Origin of the sequence: Pseudomonas caricapapayae (assembly GCF_001400735.1) — a bacterium.
Taxonomy (GTDB): Bacteria; Pseudomonadota; Gammaproteobacteria; order Pseudomonadales; family Pseudomonadaceae; genus Aquipseudomonas; species Aquipseudomonas caricapapayae.
The window spans coordinates 45,910-69,380 of sequence record NZ_LJPW01000059.1 but is presented as its reverse complement, the minus strand read 5'-3'; the positions used below and the strand labels follow the sequence as shown (position 1 = coordinate 69,380).

Annotated in this window: 20 protein-coding genes and 1 pseudogene; 8 read left to right on the top strand and 13 right to left on the bottom strand. The window is 56.9% G+C overall.

All coding sequences use genetic code 11. The features are described 5' to 3' along the window. Positions 1-21: 21 nt before the first annotated feature. Positions 22-2,007: an ATP-binding protein gene (locus ALO80_RS29280; RefSeq protein WP_083493201.1), complete on the bottom strand. Its 1,986-nt coding sequence runs from the start codon at positions 2,005-2,007 to the stop codon at positions 22-24. Positions 2,008-2,595: 588 nt separating this feature from the next. On the opposite strand from ALO80_RS29280, the gene ALO80_RS08835 reads away from it, so the two are divergent. The 3 genes from ALO80_RS08835 (at position 2,596) to ALO80_RS31970 (ending at position 5,187) form a co-directional block, all read left to right on the top strand. After that, complete coding sequence (locus ALO80_RS08835; protein WP_055008729.1) at positions 2,596-3,861, top strand: phosphoribosyltransferase-like protein; 1,266 nt, start codon at positions 2,596-2,598, stop codon at positions 3,859-3,861. A gap of 160 nt (positions 3,862-4,021) precedes the next feature. Then, a complete protein-coding gene (locus ALO80_RS08830) occupies positions 4,022-4,867 on the top strand; it encodes a reverse transcriptase family protein (RefSeq protein WP_235812465.1) in 846 nt (281 codons plus the stop codon). Positions 4,868-4,911: 44 nt separating this feature from the next. After that, the gene (locus tag ALO80_RS31970; protein ID WP_235812464.1) at positions 4,912-5,187 is read left to right on the top strand and encodes a hypothetical protein; all 276 of its coding nucleotides are present in this window, start codon (positions 4,912-4,914) and stop codon (positions 5,185-5,187) included. A 678-nt stretch (positions 5,188-5,865) separates the two neighbouring features. Here the strand turns inward: ALO80_RS31970 and ALO80_RS08825 are convergent. Beyond that, positions 5,866-6,783, bottom strand: coding sequence for a LysR family transcriptional regulator (locus ALO80_RS08825; protein WP_055008707.1), 918 nt, complete (start codon positions 6,781-6,783; stop codon positions 5,866-5,868). A gap of 121 nt (positions 6,784-6,904) precedes the next feature. On the opposite strand from ALO80_RS08825, the gene ALO80_RS08820 reads away from it, so the two are divergent. The 4 genes and pseudogenes from ALO80_RS08820 (at position 6,905) to ALO80_RS32485 (ending at position 9,902) form a co-directional block, all read left to right on the top strand. Further along, positions 6,905-7,831 (top strand): alpha/beta hydrolase, encoded by a 927-nt coding sequence (locus ALO80_RS08820; RefSeq protein WP_055008706.1) that lies wholly within the window; start codon positions 6,905-6,907, stop codon positions 7,829-7,831. Positions 7,832-7,974: 143 nt separating this feature from the next. Next, positions 7,975-8,466, top strand: coding sequence for a hypothetical protein (locus ALO80_RS08815; RefSeq protein WP_235812463.1), 492 nt, complete (start codon positions 7,975-7,977; stop codon positions 8,464-8,466). Positions 8,467-8,921: 455 nt separating this feature from the next. Beyond that, positions 8,922-9,380 (top strand): annotated as a pseudogene (locus tag ALO80_RS08810) (quinone oxidoreductase family protein); the annotation flags it as partial. Positions 9,381-9,683: 303 nt separating this feature from the next. Further along, positions 9,684-9,902 (top strand): tryptophan 2,3-dioxygenase family protein, encoded by a 219-nt coding sequence (locus tag ALO80_RS32485; protein WP_083493199.1) that lies wholly within the window; start codon positions 9,684-9,686, stop codon positions 9,900-9,902. Positions 9,903-9,958: 56 nt separating this feature from the next. Here ALO80_RS32485 and ALO80_RS08805 read toward each other — a convergent pair whose 3' ends face one another. Next, on the bottom strand, positions 9,959-10,633 hold the full coding sequence (locus ALO80_RS08805; protein ID WP_211372062.1) for a TetR/AcrR family transcriptional regulator: 675 nt from the start codon (positions 10,631-10,633) through the stop codon (positions 9,959-9,961). A 263-nt stretch (positions 10,634-10,896) separates the two neighbouring features. Here ALO80_RS08805 and ALO80_RS08800 point away from each other — a divergent pair, with 263 nt between their 5' ends. Beyond that, positions 10,897-12,015, top strand: coding sequence for a metallophosphoesterase (locus ALO80_RS08800; RefSeq protein WP_055008704.1), 1,119 nt, complete (start codon positions 10,897-10,899; stop codon positions 12,013-12,015). A gap of 170 nt (positions 12,016-12,185) precedes the next feature. Here the strand turns inward: ALO80_RS08800 and ALO80_RS08795 are convergent, their stop codons facing one another. The 10 genes from ALO80_RS08795 to ALO80_RS08750 form a co-directional block, all read right to left on the bottom strand. After that, positions 12,186-13,502: a methyl-accepting chemotaxis protein gene (locus tag ALO80_RS08795; RefSeq protein ID WP_055005763.1), complete on the bottom strand. Its 1,317-nt coding sequence runs from the start codon at positions 13,500-13,502 to the stop codon at positions 12,186-12,188. A gap of 340 nt (positions 13,503-13,842) precedes the next feature. Next, the gene (locus ALO80_RS08790) at positions 13,843-14,463 is read right to left on the bottom strand and encodes an RraA family protein (RefSeq protein ID WP_055008703.1); all 621 of its coding nucleotides are present in this window, start codon (positions 14,461-14,463) and stop codon (positions 13,843-13,845) included. Next, positions 14,460-15,239 (bottom strand): IucA/IucC family C-terminal-domain containing protein, encoded by a 780-nt coding sequence (locus ALO80_RS08785; protein ID WP_055008702.1) that lies wholly within the window; start codon positions 15,237-15,239, stop codon positions 14,460-14,462. The genes ALO80_RS08790 and ALO80_RS08785 overlap by 4 nt, the downstream gene beginning before the upstream one ends. Continuing rightward, complete coding sequence (locus tag ALO80_RS08780) at positions 15,236-16,027, bottom strand: ABC transporter ATP-binding protein (protein WP_055008701.1); 792 nt, start codon at positions 16,025-16,027, stop codon at positions 15,236-15,238. Before ALO80_RS08780 ends, ALO80_RS08785 begins: the two co-directional genes overlap by 4 nt. 10 nt (positions 16,028-16,037) lie before the next feature. Next, on the bottom strand, positions 16,038-17,069 hold the full coding sequence (locus tag ALO80_RS08775; RefSeq protein ID WP_055008700.1) for a FecCD family ABC transporter permease: 1,032 nt from the start codon (positions 17,067-17,069) through the stop codon (positions 16,038-16,040). Next, the gene (locus tag ALO80_RS08770; protein ID WP_055008699.1) at positions 17,062-18,051 is read right to left on the bottom strand and encodes a FecCD family ABC transporter permease; all 990 of its coding nucleotides are present in this window, start codon (positions 18,049-18,051) and stop codon (positions 17,062-17,064) included. The genes ALO80_RS08775 and ALO80_RS08770 overlap by 8 nt, the downstream gene beginning before the upstream one ends. After that, positions 18,048-18,953 (bottom strand): ABC transporter substrate-binding protein, encoded by a 906-nt coding sequence (locus ALO80_RS08765; RefSeq protein WP_055008698.1) that lies wholly within the window; start codon positions 18,951-18,953, stop codon positions 18,048-18,050. Before ALO80_RS08765 ends, ALO80_RS08770 begins: the two co-directional genes overlap by 4 nt. Beyond that, positions 18,943-20,826: an IucA/IucC family protein gene (locus ALO80_RS08760; RefSeq protein ID WP_055008697.1), complete on the bottom strand. Its 1,884-nt coding sequence runs from the start codon at positions 20,824-20,826 to the stop codon at positions 18,943-18,945. Before ALO80_RS08760 ends, ALO80_RS08765 begins: the two co-directional genes overlap by 11 nt. A gap of 3 nt (positions 20,827-20,829) precedes the next feature. Continuing rightward, positions 20,830-21,603 carry an HpcH/HpaI aldolase family protein gene (locus ALO80_RS08755; RefSeq protein ID WP_055008696.1) on the bottom strand — a complete coding sequence of 258 codons (774 nt, stop codon included), beginning with the start codon at positions 21,601-21,603 and terminating at the stop codon, positions 20,830-20,832. Then, positions 21,603-23,456 carry an IucA/IucC family protein gene (locus ALO80_RS08750; protein ID WP_055008727.1) on the bottom strand — a complete coding sequence of 618 codons (1,854 nt, stop codon included), beginning with the start codon at positions 23,454-23,456 and terminating at the stop codon, positions 21,603-21,605. The genes ALO80_RS08755 and ALO80_RS08750 overlap by 1 nt, the downstream gene beginning before the upstream one ends. Positions 23,457-23,471 lie beyond the last annotated feature (15 nt).

The window sequence follows — 23,471 nt, the reverse complement described above, 5'->3', positions numbered from 1 at the left end:
TTGAGGTGATGGCGCAGTAGATCAGACCACCTCTGTCACGGAGGCTTCGTCCTTGGCTCCAGATTCCGGCACCGCGCCCAAGTCAAAGCTCGTCTGCTCTTGGGTTGCGAGAACCTTGAGAAGAAGCGCGTCCGTTTTGAGGTTGCCATAGCGGTCTTCCAAGGTTTCCCGCAGACGCATCAGACGTAAATTGGCCGTGCCGACCAGTGTTCCATAGGTAGTGGCGCGCACCTGCCCATACTTATGGTGCTCATCGCCAACGGTCTTCGTGGTGGCCACCCCTGCTGCAATCGACTGCCCCACTACCCATGCCGTTATGAACGGAGAACCGTTTACATACCCTGAGCTCGCGATGTCCTGGACGTACTCGTCGGCCTGGTTGACCTCTTTTCGGTTGAGTTTGAATCCACCTTTCTTAAGTTCAATCAGAAGGATGTTTTGCATTTGGGCGAGCGAAGCGTCGTGCGGGTCGAACTGCTCGATCCCCACAAGCTGCGCGGTGGATCGATCCGGCAGTACCACGATGTCGGGACGTTTGCGCTCGTTGATGAATGCTGCGTCAGCATCCCTCCACAGCTGCTTCGCAACGCTTTTCAACGTCATGTTGGAGCAGTACTCCATTGACCCAAATTCGGGCCCAAACAACCACCGGGAACGCAGTATTAGGGGATGCAGAGTGTGCAACTCATCGGTATCAGGATCCTCAGCCAGCCTGCTGATAGCTTCGATGACACTGAGCCGGTCATCGATCTCGTCCAGCACTCTCAGAGCATCCTTGACTGACCAGTCTGCCAACAATGAGTCCAGCCCCTCGATATCGGACGCAGGTAGGTGGGCCAGCTTGGTGAGCAAGGATGCCCCGCTCTTGGATTTCTCCAGGTTGATCACCGCCTTGACTGCTGTCGCGAGAAAGTCTGGTGAGACCATTGGGTGGGCCTGGGCCACGGCTTTAGTGAATTCAGTCACTTCCATCTGAGCGCCCTGCCCCAAGGTTTTGAGTTCAGAGCGATTCTGCACCAATGCATCTTCAGACGTTGCCTCTACAACCTCGTTAGCCAGCTCATTCGCAACGTGGTTGATGCACTCCGCTGCAGCCTTGAATAACTCCTCGACGGCTGGCGTTGACTGAAACCCCGTCCAATCTTGGAATACGTGCCCCTCAAATCCTTGGGTGTCCACGATGACTTTGTAGCGTTTTGCGAACCGTGTACGACCATCGAAGTTAGCGACCTGGCCAATCACCCATGAGGGGTCACCCACGAGCCGATTCTCAACCCAAAACGCCACGCCTTGATGAATGGACGAATGATTCTGCTGTGTGGAGTCGATGACGATGACTTTTGCACTACGACCATCGCTCAATTCAAGGAGGTGGGTTCGAGCGTGCTGCTCAAGCTTCGCCAACGTCAGAGGCACCCCGTTCACTCGAATCTGAAATGCCGGATCATGGACGAATCGGGCGGCAAGCACTGTCACGATCTCTTTAATATCGGGCATTTTACGGGTGACCGATACAGAGAGCCGGGTGCCAGAACCATCTCGTTCGGCAAACTCTTCCGAGCGCACGACAAACGGGCTGGGGCCGGACTCTGTCCCCACGACGAATGTGCAGAGCTTGCTGTCACGCCAGGTTTCGACCTGATACTGATCACCGAAGCAGAGCAGCCCATGTCGACCTACCCCGTTGCGCCCGTAGGCCTTCCTGAGTTTGGCATTTCTGCCTTTGGGAAATTCGACCTTGGAGCTCTGGTGCTTCAGGCGGTCATACCGCAGAGTCATCCAGCGCTTGCTGAATTGCGCGGCCGTCATCCCATGGCCGTCATCAACGACGGTGAGCGTACCGCCCGGCTCGGTGGGGAGAAACAGGTCAACCTTGCTGGCACCGGCATCCCATGCATTCGCCACAAGCTCGGTTAACGCAACCTGGGGCACATGCGCAACGGGGCCTAGTTCACGGAGAAGGTAGTCCTCCTCAAACAACGAAAGATGACGGGTTTGGTCAGACATTAATTCCCTCCATGGATGAGTGTTTCCAGACCAAAAGGCCACAAAGCAAATACATGCCCGCAATCGTACCCCAATAGCCCGTCTGGCTGAATCACCAGTTCTGGTAACACCTCCGGCCCGACGGGATGAGATGGAAGGCGCTACAGCACTACGCGTTTTCCGATGCCTGTCAATGAGGACAGTGGTGTCCGCGACTTTTGATCTCAGTAGTCGGCGTGCGCGTGGGGCTATCGGATTGCCCATTCCCGGCGCAAGCATTGATAGCTGCAACGCCTCTCGCAGAATTTTGGTTCAGCAATAATTATCGCTGAGCCATAATTTCAAATAACTCTAGCCGTAAGCTCTGCACTGTTCGAATTGCCGAGTACATATCAAGGACGATCCAGCATGCCCCCCGTGAGTTCGTGATCCCTGCCTACTCAAGAACTGCTGGACTGAACAAACGAGCCAACTCCACTATGCTGGCTTGGCCCCGTCCAAAACGCGACGCATCTGCCAGTGCTAATGGGCCAGTGCGACCAACACAACCAGGCGCCGCCAAGCTTCCCCGATAGCGGCCAACACCAGCAGAAACAGAATGGAGACATCGTGCAGCCATTGAAGGAGCAAGAAAAAACCCAGCTATGGCTCGATCAGTTCGGAAGCCCCGCCGACCGTCTGCTGGCCGAGAAGCTGCTCGACTCGATCAGCTACTGCCCTCTCAACGAATTCAAAAATAGCCTCACCAAGCTCATAAAAAACACACTTCCATCAAAGACCACATCGGCGCTTTTCATCGAGCGCGAACTACAAAAAACAAGAGCTAAGCTCCCGCCTCCGATATACGAGTCGAAAAAGACCTACAATCCAAGGTCGAAGAAGAAGCACCTGCGAGCTCAGGGCGCAGCGATACAGGCCATTAAATCGCTTAAGTACACCAGCCAAGATATTGGAAGTGAGACGCTAACGACCCACGTTGCAACTACGCTCTGCCGCTCCAACGGCGCACGTTTTCTACTTCAGCCCACTGCGAATAATGTCAGAGACTCCAAAGTCAGAAACTTCGTCATCCTCACTGACTTTATCGGCAGCGGAGACCGAGCATTCGCGATGCTTGATGCCATGTGGAATGTTCCCTCAATTAGAAGCTGGCACTCGGGAAGGTTCATAAAATTCTGGGTGATGGCTTACAGTGGTACGGGGCAAGGTATCAGAAAAGTTGAGACGCATAGGTTCGCCCCAACCGTCGCCGTTGTGACCGACTGCCCTACCCTTCATAACAGCTTCGATGCAGACTTGGAGGATATGAAATCGCTCTGCAAAAAATACGGAGCACACAGCGACAACCCATTAGGCTGGAAAAACACTGCTGCCCTGCTGGCCTTCGAACACGGGGCGCCGAACAACATGCCGGCGATATTCATCTCGGAGAAAAATAGAGGTAAGAGAAGATGGGCGCCCCTCTTTCCCAAACGCGTCACCGATGTCCTTCGTCAGTCCGCCCAACTCACCCAAACCAATATGGACGTCCTGTTCAGCACCGCCTTGAATTCTCTTCAAGCCATTGAAATCGCACAGTCCCCCCGGTTCAAGCGATCCAATGATCAAAGCAAATCCGCAATAATCGTTCTGCTAGCCCACTCGCAATGCAAACGACGAATAGCGGAGTTGCGCCGAATCCTGCCGCTATCTTTAGACACATTAATTCACGCAATAGATCGTGCAGTCCGCAGGGGCTGGCTCACAAACTCGGGAGCGCTGACGCTGGCGGGCCATAAAGCTATCCGCTTCCTCCGACGCCAGGGGAAGAAGTTTTTTGTAGCCCCCGCCGCCCTCGCTCCGTATTATCCAACGCAGCTGAGGGCTCCGCAGTAGCGGAATCTAGTATCCCGCACGTTGTGCGGGCGGTTTGGGAGCAAATTATGCTTACCGTCGAACGATCTCACGCGTACTGGAGGTTGGCAGCCTTCGTGGTGTTCGCTATCGAAGTCTGGCGCCAGAAGGCTTCCATCCGCAGGGCGGAATTCAAAGGTAGATGACCCGCTGGAGCTCTCAGCCCTATCTGAAAGCAGGCCGCCAAGCAGGCGTGTCTGAGAGTATTCTGCAAAATGCTGTGCAGACGGCAAAGCAGATGAAGCACAGCTGCCCGCCTATATTTACCCTGAAGCACCTCGCTCACCTGACTGACGTCCCATACCCCTTTTTACATCGGACGATTAGCCGTAAGTACAGGGCAGAAGCGTACAACGTATTCAAGCTGAAGAAGCAGAATGCTGGGCACAGCCCAGATCGGTTCAGGTGGATCTGTGCGCCCACGGAGGATTTGCTCCGGGCGCAGCGCTGGATCAACACCCATATCCTGTCCAAAATCCAGCCGCACGAAGCCAGTTTCGCCTACGACAACCGCAACGGGGTGCTTGAGACCGCACAACTGCACTGTGGGGCGACGTGGCTGATCAAGCTCGACCTCACTAACTTCTTCGAGTCGATCTTGGAGCCTCAAGTCTACGAGCTCTTCAGGTCATTCGGTTACCAACCACTGGTGGCATTCGAGCTTTCGAGGCTCTGCACCCGTGTTCGCGCAAGCGGTAACCCGGATCAACGACATGGCAACAAGACGCTTCCTCCGGGGCTCCCCTACTCTGGCGACACCCGCATTGGCCACCTACCCCAAGGAGCAGCGACTTCTCCGAGAATTGCCAATCTGGTCATGCAGTCCTTGGACGAAACGCTTCAGAACTACGCGACAGAAAATGATTTGATGTACTCGCGGTACGCGGACGACCTCGTGTTTTCCTCAAAGGGGTATTTGATAGGCCACAGGCTAGCCAGCACATCAAGGCGATCAACACGTGCATCGCTGAGGAAGGGTTCTGGCTAAACACTACCAAGACGAAAATAGTCACGCCAGGCGCCCGCAAGATCGTGCTGGGACTATTGGTTGATGGCGACACACCTCGGCTTTCGAAAACCTACAAGAAGGATGTCAACGACCATCTTTATTACTTGACCCACCCCAAGATCGATGCCGCGGCCCATGCGAGGCGGCGTGGATTTCATTCGCTGCAGGGACTGATCAATCACATCAGCGGGAAGATCGCCTACGGCTTCAGTATCGAACCCGACTGGGCAAACGAGCACGGCAAGCGCCTCAAAGGCATCTGCGCGCAGCTTCATGTTGACCATGTCCTGTTCCCGTGAATCCCGTCGATAGCAGAAAAACTCTCGGGAATCCGGACGTCAATCAGAGCGCTATAAAATCTACCCTTTGTACCGGAGCCGTCTGTTCGGGCATGAGGTAAACATGATCAACGGCCGTCATGACGTCCTCTGGACTGAGATCCAATTGATCAGCACGGGTGAGACTTACACCCTCCAACCGCCGTTGCCAGCTACATATCCTCTAGGAGATCGAGGATCTGAAGGAGTTTCGACCAGCGTCCCTCGCCGGCGCGATCTTGAGCAATGACCTTCGCCTCCCTCATTGATGAAGCAGTCCATAGCGCCCTTAGGACGCAGGTATTGAAGGTGCCATACCGTCCGCAATTGAAAAACCAGAGAGTACCGATCGGTTAAAGCTGGTGGCGTTTGAGAAGCTGCTACTGTGGTCAATTTACGTAAAAGGTAAACGCTTTTTTCGCTAACCCCGCTTGATGCGATTGAGTCGATCAATATCCATATTTTTTCCGGACTGGGGGATCGGGGATCCAGTTGCGCCACGAGATACGTATCACGAGTCTGATCGCAGAATACGACCACCCTCCTCAGCTCATCGTAAAATATCCAATACCCGAACGTGTCAGCCGTGCGAAACACTTGGTCAGTGGAGGTGTGGACACATTGACCAACTTGTGCACGATGAAGCGCCGGCTTCTGCTTTTACGAATGCTGCTCCCAGGGTGGGCATGGTGACCAAGCCTCCACGAGCTTATCGATGAAGAGTCGAATTTTTGGAGATAGGTGCCGCTTGCTAGGGTAGATCACCCGAATAGGCTCTGCGGCCTCTGCATACCCAGCGAGCAATTGAACAAGCTTGCCGCTCCTCAAATCGTCGTTCACCACGTAGGACGGAAGAGTGGCGATACCCAGGCCACCTACAGCTGACTGGTGTAATGACTCAGCGCTGTCCATCTGTAGCCTTCCACCATGAGTAACGGACACAGAGCTACCATTCACGCGAAAATTCCAAGGAAGCAATCTCCCACCGCTCACGAAATGCAGGCACTGGTGCTCGGTTAAATCCTCAGGCGTTTTAGGCTCGGCATGCTCCGCCAAATATCTGGGGGAAGCGCAGGTAATCATTTGTTGGTAGGCCAGAGTGCGCGTTAACAACCGAGAATCTTCCTTCGGTGGCCCAATGCGTATGGCCAAATCAAATCCCTCATCGATCAGATCGACCAGCCTGTCAGAAAAGGTGATATCCACGCTCAGGGAGGGCCAATCCTTAAGACAGCACTCAATGTGTTGAAGGATATGAAGTCTGCCCAGTGCAACCGGCAGGCTCATCCGCAATCGCCCACTGGGTGTCGAACGACGAAACGCAAGGGCATCCTCCACGTCGTCCAGATCCTGAAGAACGCCCACACAGCGTTCATAAAGAACCTGGCCGTCATCGGTCATGCTCAAGCTACGCGTAGTGCGATTCAGTAAACGTACCTGTAAACGAGCCTCGAGCCTGACTACCGACTTCCCCACTGCAGAGCGAGTAAGGCCAAGCTGTTTTGCCGCCGCAGTGAAGCTTCCAGCGTTTACCGAGCTTACAAATGCGGCGATATCATTCAGATTATGGAGTTCCATACGGCCTCAATGGTCCCAACGTTCGGTCGACTTAGCACCTGTTATGGGGAAACCTATTCCCCAATAATACGCATAGTATCTCCATTAGCTAATCCGCTCCCAGCGATCAATTGAGGTCATCATGAACACTAAAGTCCAAGCAGCCGTCCAGACATGGGCAAACAGCCTGAGCGATCTGGTACCCGTTCTTAAGGGAATCGATACCACCACGAAAATGAGCGACATTCGCGACTCCTACGCAAAAATGCTCGCGCAAAATCCAGCGCCAGCTGGCGTCAAATTTGAAGCAATCGACATGGGTGGTGTACCCGGCACACTGGTTACCCCGGACGAGATCAAGACTGACGCAGTAGTGATGTACATCCACGGCGGCGCCTACATTGTAGGTCGTCCAGACGGCTACCACGGCATCGGCGGCAACTACGCGAAAATGCTCGGTGCTCGTGTGTACATGCCGGACTATCGCCTTGCCCCTGAGCACAAGTTCCCAGCCGCTATTGATGACACACTGCGCGCCTACGAGTGGCTGCTTGAGCAGAAAATCCCGGCTAACAAAATTGCATTCTCTGGTGAGTCGGCTGGCGGCGCGATGGTTATCAGCGTCATGGTTGCGGCTAAATCGAAAGGGCTTCCATTGCCTGCGGTTGGCTCCTCCATCTCGCCGTGGGCAAACCTTGAACACACCGGTGCTTCCATGAGCAACCGTGAAGGTCTGGATCCTCTAAACTCCAAGCCTGTCTTAGACATCCTCGCCAGAGCATTCCTAGGGGACGCATTGGCCAATCATCCTCTGGCCTCACCTGTGTTCGCGGACGTCACCGGTCTTCCACCCATCCTGGTGCAGATCGGCGAGAACGAGCTGATGCTGAGTGATGCAATGCGCCTTGCAACTCACCTGGCCGACAACCGCGTTCGCGTAAACCTGGAAGTGTGGCCTGCGATGTTCCACGCCTGGCACTTCTACGCCACCATGCTGCCAGAGGGTCAGCAGGCAATGGAGAGTTCCGTTCGCTTCATTGAGACTGGCTTGGCCGACGCTAACCGCTAAAACGCAGAACAACCGCGATAGCTTTCTTGCTCAGGGAATCAGAAGCTACAGATTTTGTAGAACCGGCCGATGTAGAATAATGATACGTTTTGCTACATTTCCGTACCGATGGCGTACTTCGGGCATCTCATGAGGCATACACGTTGAACATCTCCACTCAGCTCTCCAATTTCAGCTTCACGCCCACGGTCGTCCCTGCGTCCAGTCCTGACACTGGCAAGGTTACGGATGAGTCGCTTGAGTCGTCTTCGGCAGCGTCAACTGCGGTTCCGGCCGAAGGGGTAAAAATTTCATTGTCCAGTGCGGGCATTCAGAAGTCTGCCGACGACAATAAGCCAAAGTCGAATGCCGATATCGAATCAAGCGGCTTACCAGACCAGACGCAAAAAACCCTCAAGATGATTCGCGAGCTGAAGCGACAGATTGAGGAGAAACAGCAAGAGTTACAGTCACTCATGGCGGATCAGAGTATGGATCCCGAAATCAAAAAATCCAAAATTGGCGCTTTGGTCACGGAGATCTCAACCCTGACCGCTGGCCTGGCGACTGCCAACAACGCCTTGGTAAAACAGGCCCGCGCCCACAAGATTTCACCCGATCAGTTGCAGCAGGCCCAACAACTCGCGGCGAAGTAATGTTGCGAAGTCCTTACCGTTGAGCGCAATGACCAATCCGTCCACGAGAAAAGCACGCTCTGCGGGCTTTCTCGAAGCCTTTGGAAGAGGATGAACGCGAGGGCAGACGTGAGGGAGATGTGAAGCCTTAACTTCAGCAATTTTACACGCCAACGCGGGCCTGCCCTCCTCCTCTTGCAGCAGATAAAAATGTGGAACCGAAGTTTCGGTGGCCTGGGCTGTCGATCTTTCGCACTCTCTCACAATCGTTGGCTACTGCGCCGCCACTGCGCGCGCCACGTCCTTCAAGTTTTTCATCACTTTCCCCATTAAAAACCGGACTGCTCGATAGTGATTGACGAGTGATGTTACAGCGCATCCTTGAAGACAATGCATGAGCCGATCAGATAAGCGTTATGAACCCTCAACAGGTGGTGGGCAAGGTCATCCAATTGATGACGGGGTGATAAAGGCACATCAGTGCTGTGCGCAAGGCTGAACACGCCGAGGTCCTGAGGCGCAAGGGGTACGACGCAATCGTGCTTGATAGCGCAGCATCGCTTGAACGCCAAGTATTCGAGGTCTTTCCTGGTGGGGCGCACGTCATCTTCGACACAACTGGGTTTTGGCTCCCGGCTGCCGTATCAGCGCTGGCAAACTTTGGACAAATCGCAATAATCGCCGCTCCCGCAGACGGGATGGTCGATTTCCCCGCGTTGGCGCTATATCGCAAAGGAGGTGTTCTTGTCGGCGTCAATTCCCTTCTTTACGACAACACTCAATGCGCAGCAATGCTCAAGGATTTCGGTCACTACTTCGATGAGGGTGTACTGCCTCGACCTGAGGGAGTAACGGAAATAGCGCTTGTAGATGGCATCACACAGTACAAAGCCGTGGAAGCCGGCAGCAGCGATAAAGCAGTGCTTATTCCTTGAGACCGGCGCGACGCTGAATGTACTTTCAGATGCTGCTCCGTTGATCGCATTCATGGCGTTGACCAGGTATTCAAGCGAGTTCTTGCTATCGCGTGCGAGGCTGAGCAAGTCGAGGCCAAAACTGCCGGACCACTCTTGCGTGTATGGCCTCGACATCAGTCTCCCTGCGCCCTTGCTTCAGCTCTCAACGCCATGAAGCAGGTCTTTTCTGTTGCACAGGCGTTCAGCCCCAAGATGGGGTAAATAATTCCGTCAAAGTACGCTGGCACCCGTATCGACAGTTGCGGCTGATCAACGCCTTGCTTGCCTCCCCAACGGCCTTCTTACGAAGCGTTGTTGCTGAACCAGCTATTGGACCTGGATTCACTGTTGCAAGAATGGCGCTTTCGCCATGCCAAACTGGTCGAGCGCACGATAGGTTCATCGACAGGCACCGGTGGTTCCGCCGGGTTGAGCTATTTGAAATCAACGCTTTTCACCCCGATATTTGTGGAGCTTTGGGCCGCCATTAACCGCTCATAAGTCATCGTGCTGTGGGCAGTGTCGATATCGAGATATCAGTGTACGTCAAGGCTGTTTTACTGTTCGGCTTCATCCCTTGCCGATTTCGACTCGCCCAGTGCAGGCAGTAGCACGCCATCGATCATGGCGGTCAAGAAATGCAAATCAAACGGTTTGCGCTGAACCAGGGCGCGATAAGCCGCCATGCAGGGAAGCACCTGGCATGCGGCGTCCACATCGGCGTTCGCCGATATCTCGCCGCGTTCAAGCGCGCGTTGCATCAGCACGCGATTGACCATGGCCCACGGCTCGACAATCGCCGCGTGCCCTGCTTCAGCCAGCTGCGGACTCCGCAATAACACGGAGGCGAGACCGGCCATCACACGCATTTTGCGCTCGCCCTCTTCAGCCGATTGTGGCTTGAGCATGGCAAGCAAATCGCCTCTTAAAGAGCCTGTGTCAGGCAGACTGTGCAGATCTACCTGGCTGTGTTTCAGGTGGGCGACGGCGTCGACGATCAGCTCCGCCTTGGAATTCCAGCGACGATAAACCGTTGCTTTGCCCGCTCCGGCGCGTGACGCAACCATGTCCATGGTCATGCCGTCATAGCCGGACTCTGCCAGCACGTTTATTGCTGCGTCGAGAATGGCTGCGTCTCGCGCCGGATCACGCTTGCGCCCGCGAGCCGGTTTCGGCAAGCCAGGCGCCTCGCCGTGTCGGGCCGGAGCGTTATCCAGATCTTTTGCAATCAACCTGTCCATCCTTTTGTGCGATGAGCAACTCTACCCATATATTTCGGAACTTGCCAGTCTCGTAATTCTGTGGCCTGATGATTGTATCCGGGTATTTGATGAGGAGCAGGGTAAATGCGTTACAAGAGACTTGGCAGTACGGGCCTGTTCGTGTCGGAGTTCTGCATTGGCACAATGACCTTCAACGGTGCTGTGGCAAGGCATCGAGTCATGCATACCGGGATGTCAGGGGAGCACAAGATAATGGCCAGAGGAGCACGTTGATGTTTCACGTTATGTTCAGCATGCCCTGCCTCTATGTCATTGGCAGGTTCATAGCGCCGATGCCATGGGCCTTATCGGTCAAAATAGCCGTTGCTCTGCTACTTGTCCTGGCTTCGCAATACCATCTTTATTGCCGTTTCTCTTCCGGCAGCGTGTTCTCGCCGGAATTTCCACGCAGCATCGTCATGCTGTTCAACTGGGCGTTCGGTGCCATTCTGCTGCTTGCAGTGCTCCAGATCATCGTCGATGTCGGTACGTTACTGACAATGCTGTTACGCCAGCGCACGCTGACCATTCCGGTAAATCTGCGCTACGTCATCGGTGTGGCGGCCTTGTTGCTGGCTGCAATCGGCGTCCAGCAGGCGGTGCGCGTGCCGCCTGTGAAGGATCTCCAGATCGCGATTAAAAACCTTCCTCCGCAATTCGAGGGTTACAAAATCCTGCAACTGACGGACATGCACATCAGTCGTCTGTTTGATGCATCGTGGACGCGGGCGGTGGTGCAACAGTCAAATACGCTGGGTGTGAACCTTATCGTCATCACCGGCGATCTGATCGATGGTTCGCTCAGCGACCGCAAGCAGGATATCGACGCCTTGCGTGATTTGCGTGCGCCGGACGGTGTGTATGTCATTCCTGGCAATCATGAGTATTTTTTCGACAACCAGGCGTGGATGCAGCACTTTGTTTCATTAGGGATGGTGCCACTTGCCAACAGCCACACTTTGATCGAGCACGACGGCGCACGGATCGCTCTGGCTGGCGTCACCGATGTGACAGCACCTGAAACCGGTTTCCCCGCGCCCGATCTTCAAAAGGCCATTGCCGGTATCGCAAAAGACACACCGATCATCCTGCTCGACCATCAGCCCAGAAACGCGCAAGAAACGGCGACACAAGGGGTGGCGTTACAACTTTCCGGCCACACCCACGGCGGCATGATTTTCGGACTTCACCGACTCCTGGCACTGGCCAACGGCGGATTTGTATCGGGCCTTTATGAGGTCGGCAGCATGCAGTTGTACGTCAACAACGGTACCGCGCTCTGGCCGGGATTTGCCATCCGTCTGGGCCAGCCGTCCGAGCTGACCCGGATTACGCTTCGCCGGGCACCGTAGCGCACGCCATCGGCTTCTACGCAGTTGCGTTACTGAATGCTCCGTGTGCCCGCCCCTGTTTTCCGGGGGCAGGCTCATTAGCATTTATCTGAACGCTGGACTCTTTGATCCTCGAAGCACGAGGTGCAGCGACCTCAAGTCATTCCCCGAGTCGGCCCGACTGTTCATACTTAACCGGCACGCTGGTTCACAAACCGGCTGACGGCCCGTACCACTGTGTTCGCGCCCTGCTGGATTTCTTCGATAACGCGGTCTGCGTCGTTGGCCAGCACCAGAGCTTCAGAAGCCTGCTCGGTACTGCGTACGATTACCCCCACGGCTTCTGAAGCCAGACTTTGATTCTTCTTAACGACGTTTACAATTTCTTCCGCTGCTTTGGTTGTTCGAGAAGCCAGCTGGCGTACTTCATCGGCCACCACCGCAAATCCCCTGCCCTGTTCACCTGCCCTGGCGGCTTCGATAGCGGCGTTCAAGGCGAGCAAATTGGTTTGCTCGGCGATTCCGCTGATGGTTTTTATGATCGTTCCGATCACCTGGCTTTGCGAGTCCAGTGCCTCGATGCCGCGCGTGGCCTCTTCCATCGAAATCGTCAGTTGGCCCAGCATCTGCAGCGTATCCTTGATTACTTTTCTGCCTTGCTGTGCGCTGCCGTCCGTATCGATAGATGTTTGATAAGCCATCTCCGACGCTTCGGCGACAGCTTTCTCACGCTCAACCTGCTCAGTAATGACTGTTGCAAACTTGGCAATTTTATAAAGCTTGCCGTTGGCATCGGTAATAGGGTTATAGGACGCTTCCAGCCATACATCACGCCCGGCTTTGTCAATTCGCCGGAAACGGTCAACGATGAACTCACCCCGGCGCAGTCTCTCCCAAAACAGAGTGTATGCCTCGGAGCTGGATTCTTCAGGCAAACAGAAAATCTTATGGTGTTTTCCCTTTATCTGATTCAACTCGTAACCCATCGCTTTCAGGAAATTGTCATTGGCGGATATGACAATTCCATCAAGGGTGAAATCGATAACGGCAGTGGAGCGTTGCAGAGCGTTCACGAGGGCTTCGTTTTCTCGTGAGGCTTCAATCGTTCGTGTCAGAACGCTCGAGTACAGGGTGATCTGCTCGATGCCGCCCGTTTCATTTTTAAAGGGTACGACCACGGTCCTCAGCCACACCCTTGCCCCTGTTTTACTGACCAGCCGCAGCGTGCCGCTGAAATGCTTGCCATCCCGGATCGCCGCCAGTGCGCGCTTCTGGTGAACATCGCCGCTCAGTTCTGGCGGGCTCAGTTCGGTGAGGCTGCGTCCCGCAATCTCGGCTTGTGAATAGCTCAGCTCTGTCTCGAACAACGCATTGACTGTCTGCACGTTGCCCGCGCCATCCAGAACAGCGGCCACGGTCTCCAGGTTCAAGACTTGCCCCGCTTGCTCAAGCATGGCGAGACGGCGCTCCAATGCCTTGTTGGTGTTTTTCAAATGAGAGTTGAACATTGCGGCTATCCGGGACAGTTTGGGCTTGCAAACTTCATCGGTCGTTACATCGAAACCTTTAGCGCTTTAGTCAACTAAAGGTCGGAAAAGCCGGGTATACATTCTAAAATTTTATTTAGGATCCAAACTGACTATTTGCCAAGGCGATAACGTTTATCACAGGGTGAATAATTGTAAAAATTTACGGAATGAAGTTGAAAGCCGGCTGTCAATGTTCTCTTGATCTGAACAAGGGCTGAAACACGGCTCAACGAATTCCAGGCGCTGTACGTAACGTCTGTCAGGTGTACTCAAAAACGCATCGCTGCTCGATGACATGCACTCATTGGCTGCAGAATTCTCACCCCTTGGTCAGGCGTCCCAGAAGCTCCTCTCGCCGCTCCCTGTCCGCGAGCTCTTTCGCCAGTAACCCAGGCAATAGCTCGCTCGCCTGCTGCGCATTGAGGATAAACACGCCGTCGTCATCACCGATGGCAATGTCTCCCGGATTGACAACGACCCCACCGATATCGATCCGCCCATTAAGCTCGCCGCTCTCCCCCAGGCTCCGCGTGGTCACGGCGCTGATTCCCCGGCTGAACACCGGCAGGCGATGTTCGCGCAGGGCGGAGACATCGGTCACTGCGCCTGAAACGATGACGCCGGCCAGCCCCTTGATAAGTCCGGCCAAGGTACGCAGCTCGCCCCAGCAGGCACAATGCGGGTCGCCGACGCACTCGATCACCAACACATCGCCGGGCAGGCTGTTCAGCAGTGCATCGCGCAAAATGCTGCCGTCGGGCAATTGTACTTTGATCGTGACGACGTTACCGACCAGCCGGGCACCTTCGAACAACGGTCTGATCCCGGGCAGATAACCACGGTCGGTCAGGTGACCGATGGTGGAGGACGCAATGCCCCGGTATTGCTCTATGACGGCGTTGCTCAGCGGTTGCTGGCGGTGTGCAATGTGCTTGTTCATCGGGATTTCCTGGGCCTCAGTAACGGACAGGTCGAGCAATACTCGACAGGGTTGCTGGCGTCGTAATAGAAGCAGCAGGTTCGACGAAAACGGACGCTTTTGCCTTCAGCTTCCAGCAAAACGGGGGGGCGCCGGAAGTGTTTCAACGGGTTGTAGTTCAGGCCGAACAATGCCGGGTCTGCCTGATTCAGCAGCCAGTCGAAGTCGCCCTCATAGCGCTGCCGAATTGCCGGGTCCTGAATCTTTTCCATGCGTTTGTCGTACAGCGAATAGACGCGTACGGCTGTGTTTTCCCAGAGGATGCGCCGGGATATGCCGGTGACGCGGTTGAAGGTTTCCCACAATGGCTGCAGCAGTTCGCGGAACAAGGTTGCGACGATGAGCTCCCTCCACGCCTCGCGAGTGCCGGGTTCATAACCCACAGGCGTCACATCGACCAAGGGCATTGAAGAGGTCCACAGGCCGTCATCGTGTGCGTATTCGATAACGCTGTTGTCCAGCGACAGGATCAAACCCTTGTCGTAGACCGACATGGCGTACAGACAGGCACCCGTGCTCAGGAAGGAGAAGCGCTTGGCCAGCAGTGATGCGGTGATTGTCTGCGTCGGAGAGCCGATGACAGGCCCTAACGTCTCGAGCACTTGTTCGCACACCTCCTCGTCCAGCAGGGCGCGGGGCGATAACGAGCGAGGATCGCGGTCACTTGCCTGCCTGAGCTGCAGCGCCCCGGACAGCAGCGCCCATTCGGGCTCGGTGAAAGCGTGCACCAGACTCATTGCGGCAGTTCCCTGCCAAAGGGAATGCACAACGGTGTACCAAAGAATGGATCGGCGATAATCCGGCAATTGAGGCCAAAGACCTGCTTGACCAGCGCTTCACTGAGGATGTCGGCCGGACGCCCCTGAGCGAAGGCGGTGCGCTCGTGGACAGCGACCATGTGATCGGCATAACGGCACGCCAGATTCAGGTCATGCAGGACCATGATGATGGTTTTGCCTTCTTGCCGATTGAGGTCGCGCAACAAGTCCAGCACTTCGATCTGGTGAGCCAGGTCGAGAAAGGTCGTTGGCTCGTCGAGTAATACGATATCGGTATCCTGCGCCAGGGTCATGGCGATCCACGCGCGCTGACGCTGACCGCCCGATAGCGCATCGACGGGCCTGTCAGCCAACGCCTGCATGCCGGTCTGGGCCAGCGCTCGCTCGACCATGGCTTCATCCTGAACGGACCATTGCTGCATCCAGTTCTGGTAAGGATAACGGCCCAGCGCCACCAGCTGACGTACGCAGATACCTTCCGGGGCGCTTGGCATTTGCGGCAGAATCGCCAGTTCACGCGCTACTGTGGCGGTGGACTTCTGATGGATGTCTGCACCGTTGAGCACCACGCTGCCCTGCTGTGGCTTGAGCAGACGCGCGAGGGATTTCAGCAAGGTACTTTTGCCGCAACCGTTGCTGCCGATCAGCACGGTCACCTGGCCTGCAGGCAATTGCAGATCCAGGCTGTCGATGATCACCTGGCGTTGGTAGCTCAGGGTCAGGTCGTGGGTTGCGATTGACGCCATCCGTATTTCCTTAATGCCGCTGGTTAATCAATAGATAAAGAAAAAACGGCGTGCCCAGCACCGCGACAAAAATCCCTGCAGGCAGATCCAGCGGCAGGAACAGCGTACGCCCGGCAAGATCGGCAAGCATGACAAGGTCTGCACCAATCAGCGCCGACATCAGCGCCTGACCGGTAAACCCCGGCGGCATCAGGCGTTTGGCAATATGCGGCGCGATCAAGCCAACAAAGGCAATTGCCCCGCCCCATGCGACCGCCAGGCCTGCAAGCGCAACGCTCACCAGCAGCAGTCCGGCGCGCAGCCATTGCACCCTGACGCCTATGCCCAGCGCCAGACCGTCATCGAGTTGCTGCATGCGCACCTGGCGAGCGAGCAGCACCAGCAACGGCAGTGTCAACAACAGCCAGCCTGCCAGCGCGCGGGGTTCTGGCCAACTGGCACCATACACACTCCCGGTCAGCCAGACGTAAGCCGACAAGGTGGTTGTCAACGGGCTGAACACCAGAATGAACGTCGTCACCGCAGCCAGCAGAGCCGATACCCCTACGCCGATCAATACCATGCGTAATGGCGAGGCGCCCTGATTCCACGCCAGCAGATAGATAACCAGCGCGGCCAATCCTGCGCCGGAGACGGCGGCCAAGGGTAGAAACTGCGTGCCCAATGCAGCCGAGAAGAACGACAGATACAACACGGCTGCCGCACTGGCACCGCTGGTGATGCCCAACAAGTCCGGCGACGCCAGCGGGTTACGAATAATGCTTTGCAGGATCAGCCCGGACACCGCCAAAGCAGCTCCGACCAGCGCTGCCAGTGCCAGCCGGGGCATGCGCAACTGCTCGACAATGAAGATCAGGCTGGCGTCCGCCTGACCGCTGAATACATTCAAAAGGGTCGCGGGCGACAGGTTGATTTTGCCCAGGGCCAACGAGCTCAGTGCGATCATCAGGGTCAGCGTTACGGCAATCACCAAGCGCAGCAATGCCGTCAGGCTGAACTGCCGGGAAAATCCCGGGTAGCGCACGGTCAGGTGCCTATCCATAACGTGCCCCCCGCCGTACCAGCGCTATGAAGAATGGAGCACCGAACAGCGCGGTCATCACACCCACCGGTACTTCCTGAGGCACGATTACCACCCGCGACAGCGTATCGGCCAGCAACAACAGCGTTGCGCCCAGCAACGCGCAACCGGGCAGCAGCCAGCGGTGATCGATGGACAGCGTCTTGCGCACCATGTGCGGCACCAGCAGCCCGATGAAACCGATGCTCCCGGCCAATGCCACTGCGCTGCCTGCCAGAGCAATGATCACGATGCTCATGAGCAGACGAATCAGCCCGGTACGCTGGCCCAGAGCGGTGGCGATGGCTTCTCCGGTATTGAGCACATTGACCTGCCCGGCGAGCAGCAGTGATCCGCTCAGAGCCAGTACCACGCAGATCAGCAATGGCGCGGCAGTGCCCAGATCGCGTTCCGACAAGGAGCCCGCCAGCCAGAACAACACGGTGTCCAGGCCGTCCTGGTTGACCACCAGCAGGGCCTGACTGAACGCGGTAAACAGCGCGGTGATCGCTGCGCCGGCCAACACAATCCGCAATGGGTTGAGGCTGCCCTGCCCTCGGTTGCCGATCACCCAGACAAGGGTCCCTGCCACCGCTGCACCGATGAAGGCGCACCACAGCCATTGGCTCATGGACGAAAGCGCGAACAACGACGAACAGGCAATGATGGAAAACGTCGCCCCGGCATTGATGCCGAACAATCCCGGCGACGCCAGCGGGTTGCGCGTCAGGGCCTGCATCAGCGCGCCGGCAACCGCCAGACTGGAACCCACGGCGACGGCCATCAGGGTGCGCGTCAGGCGGGTATCCAGCAGCACATGCTCGATAGCGCTCAGCGCGTCGGGCTGCCACACGCTTCTGACTATTGCAGAGGGCGATATCCAGTTGGCTCCGGTGGCCAGGCTCAATCCCATGCACATTATCAATACCAACAGTCCCAGCCCCAGTTTTACCGCAGTCGTCATGAGGGACTGTCCGCCATTGCCACGCGGGCGATTTCGTCGAGCATGTGGTTGGCACCCAGAATGCCTCCGGACAGACTCCAGGCGACGGCATCGACGCGCCATACCTGACGGTCCTGCGCGGCGCGCAACTGCTGCCAGAACGGGTGCTGGACCAGCTTGTCGTAATTTTGCTGCGCGGCTTTGCTGTCCGCGCGCTGAAAAATGAAGAACAGGTCAGCATCGACCACAGGCAAGCTCTCTTTGCTGCTGAGTTTAAGGGACACGCCGCGTGTTTCTCGAGCAGCCTGCGTCCAGGCAAAGCCCAGTTCGGTAAGCACCGAACCTGCAAAGCTGGCAGGCAGATAGCTGCGAATATGGTCCTCGCGAATGTCGAGAACCGACACAGTGATCGGCCAGCGTCCAGCGAATTTAGCCTGTAACAGGCCACGCAATTGCGTCACACGCTGTTGCCAATGCCCCAGCAGTTCCAGGGCCTGCTGCTGACGCTGCAATGCAGCGCCCATCATTGCCAGTGTGCGCTTGAACTCGAACACTTCCTCCAGCATAAGGACCGGGCTGATCTGCTCGAGCAACGGCGCGATGCGTTGATGGCGAAAACGTGATGCGACGATCAGGTCCGGTTTGAGCAGCACTATATCTTCAAGGCTCGGCTGGGTTTCCAGGCCCACATGCGGTACCGCCGCCAGCGCCGGGCGCAGGTAGCGATACATCGGCTTTTCGCTCCAGGAATCGACCACGCCGCACGGCGTGATGCCCAATGCCACCGCGCTGTCGGATGCTCCCTGAAACAACGTGACCACTCTTGGTGGCGCTGCCCAGGCAATGCCCGGCAGCGCCAGCAACCCCAATGACAGACGCAGTACCGTGCGCCGCGAAGGATGCAGGGCCTGATCAGGTTGCACGGCGCAACCTGTGGAACGGATTGACCACCTCGCCTTTGCCGAAGGGCATGCTGCCTGGTCCGCCAGCGCGCTCGATCATAGGGGTAAGCAAGAGTTTCTGCGGCCAATTGGGGGCTTCGAACAGTTGATGCCTGATCATGGCACGCGCCTCGTCGTCAAATTCGATGGTTGTGATCAGATTATCCAGAACATCGCGCAATACCGTCCACAGCGCTGTTACCGGTACGTCATATACCTGGGCCAGCGTATCCATGATTGCCCGCACATTTACTTGAATCCCCAGTGTCTGCAACCAGAACAGCAAGTCTTCAGGGCAGTTGTGGTAAAGGGTATTGGCATGGCCTTTCTTGATGCGATATTCCGGATCGTGCATGCCGTTGCGCTCCAGCCACGGCACGAAAATACGCAACGAGTCGTGGTCGCGCAACAACAGACCTTGCGCCTGGCCGTCTTTCCAGACCATCACTGCGTTCTGGCCATGCACTTCGCCGAGCATACCCAGGCGGAACATGCGCAGGTTGATGTCGAAGAAACTGTGGCTCAGCTCGCGGAACAGCGTCAGTACCGAAGCCTGGTTGCGCGGCAGATCGCGATAATCCATCCATTCATCGAAGAAATGCCGATTGCTGCCGGGTAACGGCGTACCCAGCGCCGCCATCGGCAGCAGGCGGCAGTCCGGATCGTCGAGCAAGGCTGCCGGATAGCCGCGCACCATCGCCGAAAGATGCCGAGGCCCTTCGTCGAACAGGGTGGCTTGAGGTGGCATGAACGCCCACCATTTGCGTTCATCGCACAGGTGCAGCGAGCGGCTCAGGGTTTCATCCTTGTCGACAACCTGGCGCAACAGCTTTTCACTCAGGCCGCCGTTGATCATTTTTACTGCGGGCAGATAGCGGGATGCGCCGAGCGAATAGATGGCCATGGGCAGCTTGAGGTAATCGGGGCTGGCAAAGCATGGCGTCATCGAGCGCAGCGATGAGGTGGCATACACTGCTGCCTCGTTGAAGGTCAGGCGCTGACAATCGCCGCTGGCAAATGCATCGCCCAACTGGGCCTGCAGAACATGTTCGAACTGCCACGGGTGGACCGGCAATGCCACATGGCTGCCGGCAATGCCGCGCGCTTGCAATTCCTGTTCGAGACCAGCTTGCAGGTGCTCTGGCAGCAGATAGCGGGCAGGGAAAGACTCGTTCACATCCCCTACTCCGTCACCGCACTGCAGCAGGGTCTTGTCGACAGCGACCCAGTTCAGCGCCACCGGCTGGGCAAATTCGGCCTGATACTGCAGGTATTCCCGCTCGTTCAAACCTTGTTTGGCCTTGGCCAGCGGGTGATAGGGCCGATCGCGCAACGAAGCCCACTGCTCCATCGTCCTGAAGAACGTAGCGCCGTCCTGAGCCATCAGGTTGTGCTCGTCGACCTTATGATCCAGCGACAACGCGGTCTGCCACACGCTGATGCGCAACACCTCGAGAAACAGTGCTATGCCCTTTTCATTGTCTTGCCGCTCGCTGTCCTGAAGCAGCGTCGCCTTGCCGGCGAACACCCATTTCATGAAATCTTCCGGAGACAGCCGGGTCCAGCGCTCAGCCTGACGGCCGAGCACCGGCGTGCCGGGCTCTTTTTCCCATTGCTGGGTAATGCCGGGGCGCAAGGCGATGCTGATGAAGCGCTGTTCCGCGTCATCGCAGCACCATTCCCAGATCTGCTGTGCGCTGTTCTGCGCTGCCAGCTTCGGGGCCTGTGGGTGACGGGATTGCCAGTGAGCGTTGTCCTGCAGGCTCAATGGCTCGCGGCCAAAGAAATCTTCAGCCAGCAGGCAGTCGACCAGATCCTGCATGACCAGGTCAGCGGCGAGTGAAGTGAAGTTCATCGTTTATTTTCCTTCTGCTGAATGTTGAGCCAGGCGGGCCTGAAGTGCACGAAAGGCTATGCCGCGCTCGTCCCCGAGGACAAAGGCATTGACCCCGCGCGCCTGCCAGCGGGCAGCGTCGCCGGGTTGACGGGGAATCGTGCAGTAGGCGACGCCTGCTGCGCTGGTCGCTTGCCAGGTAGCCAGCAAGGCCTGTTGTACATCGGCTTGATCGATCTGCCAGGGCATGCCCAGTGATTGCGACAGGTCTGCGGCCCCCTCGAGAATCATGTCCAGCCCCGGCACAGCTGCAATCTCTGCGGCGCGGCGCACGCCTTCGGCGCTTTCGATCATTGCCACCACCATGATCTGTTGATTGGCGGCCTCCACGTACTGCGCCAGGCTGTGCTTGCCGAACGAGCCGGGACGACCGGCGTTAAGGCTGCGACGGCCCAGCGGGTAATATTTGCAGGCGGCAATGGCGTCCGCCAATTGCCCGGGACTCTCGATCATCGGCAAAACGATACCCTGCGCGCCGCCATCGAGCAGGCGCAGCAGGGTTTTCGGGTTGAGATCGGCGACCCGCACCAGCGGCGTGAGGCCGTAGCTCTCCGCTACGCGGATCATGTTCTCCACGGTTTCCGGGTTGATCAGCACGTGTTCCATGTCGATGATCACGAAGTCGAAACCGGCCTCGGCGATCAACTCGATGGCAGCCGGGGCCGGAATCGAGCTGATCAGCCCGTACACCGGCTGCCCGCTGCCGAGTCTGCTTTTGAGCGTATTGGTCCTCAGCATCATTGCGGCCTGCAGGCATGCAGCGGGTTGGGCACCGAACGGAACCGGCGTTCGCCATCACCCAGCAGGCGACGTTTGGTCAGCTCTTCCACTTCATACGACGCAGCAAACACGTCAAACAGCTCGAAGCGGTCGCGATGCTGCGGATGCGCGCGCTGATAGTCGAGAATGACATCTGCGGTCATCTGCCAGAACAGAGTTTCGTCCAGCGAGTAGTGCTGGCGCAGGAAGATCGCCATTTCAGCCAGGCAGATGAAGAAGAAGCAGTCGCAGGAAAAGTCGCGCACCGCGTTGACGTCATCGGTAACGATGAACGAATTACGGTTGAGTTTCGCGTGGCTGGCGGGCAGCGGGACCAGCTCCGGGCACAACTCGGGGCGTCCGAGGTGCGCGGGCGAATAACGCACGCCATCATGAAAGTCCTTGAGGGCGATGCGTTGCGGCCAGCCCTGCTTGACGATCAGCACGATGTTCTGCCCGTGGGACTCCATGCCGATACCTTCGGCATAGAGCATATGAATGATCGGCGGCACCGTGACCTGCAGTAATTGTCGGGTCCATTCCTTGAGACCGTACTGGCGGACCCAGGCGTCGATGAACGGCGTCTGGTCGCCGTCGTCATAACGATTTTCGACGTGGCTGAGGCCATTGAACGGCACTGCCTGCTCATCGTCCCTGAGGTATTGATGCAGGCTTTCGCGCCAGATCGCACCCAGCGTGCCGTAAGTCTGTGCCGAGCGGGATTCCGGCAGATGGCGGTAGTCGTAGCTGACACCGGCGACTTCGCCGAGGATCACAAAATCCAGCGCACGAGCGGTGCTGTCGGTGGCGATGAGTTGGTGCAGCCAGTCGGTGATGATCGGACCGTTGAGCACGGTGTGCCGCGCCAGAATTCGCGTGCTGGAGGTATTGGTCATGCTCATGGCCAGCTTGACGTAAGGTCGCTTGGGCTGGCTGGCATTGGCCAGGGTGCGAATCGACTGCTGAGCCTTGTAGACGTCGCTCGAAGTTCCCAGATAAATCAGCTCGCCGCTGGCAAGTTCCGGATAGAAGGTCGATACCGTGACGTTGTCCCACTGCCACGGATGTACCGGCATCAGCTGATAATCGTCGATGGATTTGCCTTGCGCGGCCAGATTCCGGGCGATTTCCTGCCAGCGCTGTGTACCCAGTTCCTGGCGGATAAACGCCGGAAAATCCATGTTGCGTGAATGACCGACCGACGCGCTCGATTTCGCCACCGCCAGCCTGACCACCGCAACAGGCGTGGCAAATTCAGGGCCGTAGTGGCGATTGTCACTTAAGGAAAAGCCGATCCGCGACTTGTAGCACGGGTGATAGCTATGGGCATCCATGAAATGCTGTTCAAGCGCGTCCACGTCCAGCTCGTGCGCGGGCCTTGCGGGTCGATAACCCTGAGTGCGGGCTTGCAGGTCCTTTAGCTGGGTCTGCTCGATTTCCTGGATAAAGCGCGCCAGATGCGGGCTGTCCTTGAACGGACTCAGCAGCTCGGTCAACGCCAGATGCAAATCCGGCACACTGCGCTCACCTTCGCCGGTTACCCTCTCCAGGGTGGCGTGATCCAGGCGGATCAGCTCGAAGCTGGTACTCAGCAGTCCGTCACAGTGGTATTCCACCCCTTCAGTTGTGGCGACTGTGAAGTGATGCCGATGATCGTCCAGCCGTGTGCACCGGTAAGGCAGTGCAGCCTCGTACAGTAAGGTTTGCAGCAATTGGCCGATCACGCGGCGCTGTACTTTTTCGTAACGTGCGGTGTCGACATCGGCCAGCCAGGCACCTGTGGCCGTTTCTGGTGAAGCAGCGTTACGTTTCAGCGGTAAAGGGGTAGCCATGTTCATACCTCGAAC

Excerpts from the sequence above, each read along its gene's own strand:
- ALO80_RS29280 (WP_083493201.1), bottom strand. The coding sequence starts at position 2,007 with ATGTCTGACCAAACCCGTCATCTTTCGTTGTTTGAGGAGGACTACCTT.
- ALO80_RS08830 (WP_235812465.1), top strand. The coding sequence starts at position 4,022 with ATGACCCGCTGGAGCTCTCAGCCCTATCTGAAAGCAGGCCGCCAAGCA.
- ALO80_RS08825 (WP_055008707.1), bottom strand. The coding sequence starts at position 6,783 with ATGGAACTCCATAATCTGAATGATATCGCCGCATTTGTAAGCTCGGTA.
- ALO80_RS08820 (WP_055008706.1), top strand. The coding sequence starts at position 6,905 with ATGAACACTAAAGTCCAAGCAGCCGTCCAGACATGGGCAAACAGCCTG.
- ALO80_RS08800 (WP_055008704.1), top strand. The coding sequence starts at position 10,897 with ATGTTTCACGTTATGTTCAGCATGCCCTGCCTCTATGTCATTGGCAGG.
- ALO80_RS08795 (WP_055005763.1), bottom strand. The coding sequence starts at position 13,502 with ATGTTCAACTCTCATTTGAAAAACACCAACAAGGCATTGGAGCGCCGT.
- ALO80_RS08790 (WP_055008703.1), bottom strand. The coding sequence starts at position 14,463 with ATGAACAAGCACATTGCACACCGCCAGCAACCGCTGAGCAACGCCGTC.
- ALO80_RS08785 (WP_055008702.1), bottom strand. The coding sequence starts at position 15,239 with ATGAGTCTGGTGCACGCTTTCACCGAGCCCGAATGGGCGCTGCTGTCC.
- ALO80_RS08780 (WP_055008701.1), bottom strand. The coding sequence starts at position 16,027 with ATGGCGTCAATCGCAACCCACGACCTGACCCTGAGCTACCAACGCCAG.
- ALO80_RS08775 (WP_055008700.1), bottom strand. The coding sequence starts at position 17,069 with ATGGATAGGCACCTGACCGTGCGCTACCCGGGATTTTCCCGGCAGTTC.
- ALO80_RS08770 (WP_055008699.1), bottom strand. The coding sequence starts at position 18,051 with ATGACGACTGCGGTAAAACTGGGGCTGGGACTGTTGGTATTGATAATG.
- ALO80_RS08760 (WP_055008697.1), bottom strand. The coding sequence starts at position 20,826 with ATGAACTTCACTTCACTCGCCGCTGACCTGGTCATGCAGGATCTGGTC.
- ALO80_RS08755 (WP_055008696.1), bottom strand. The coding sequence starts at position 21,603 with ATGCTGAGGACCAATACGCTCAAAAGCAGACTCGGCAGCGGGCAGCCG.
- ALO80_RS08750 (WP_055008727.1), bottom strand. The coding sequence starts at position 23,456 with ATGGCTACCCCTTTACCGCTGAAACGTAACGCTGCTTCACCAGAAACG.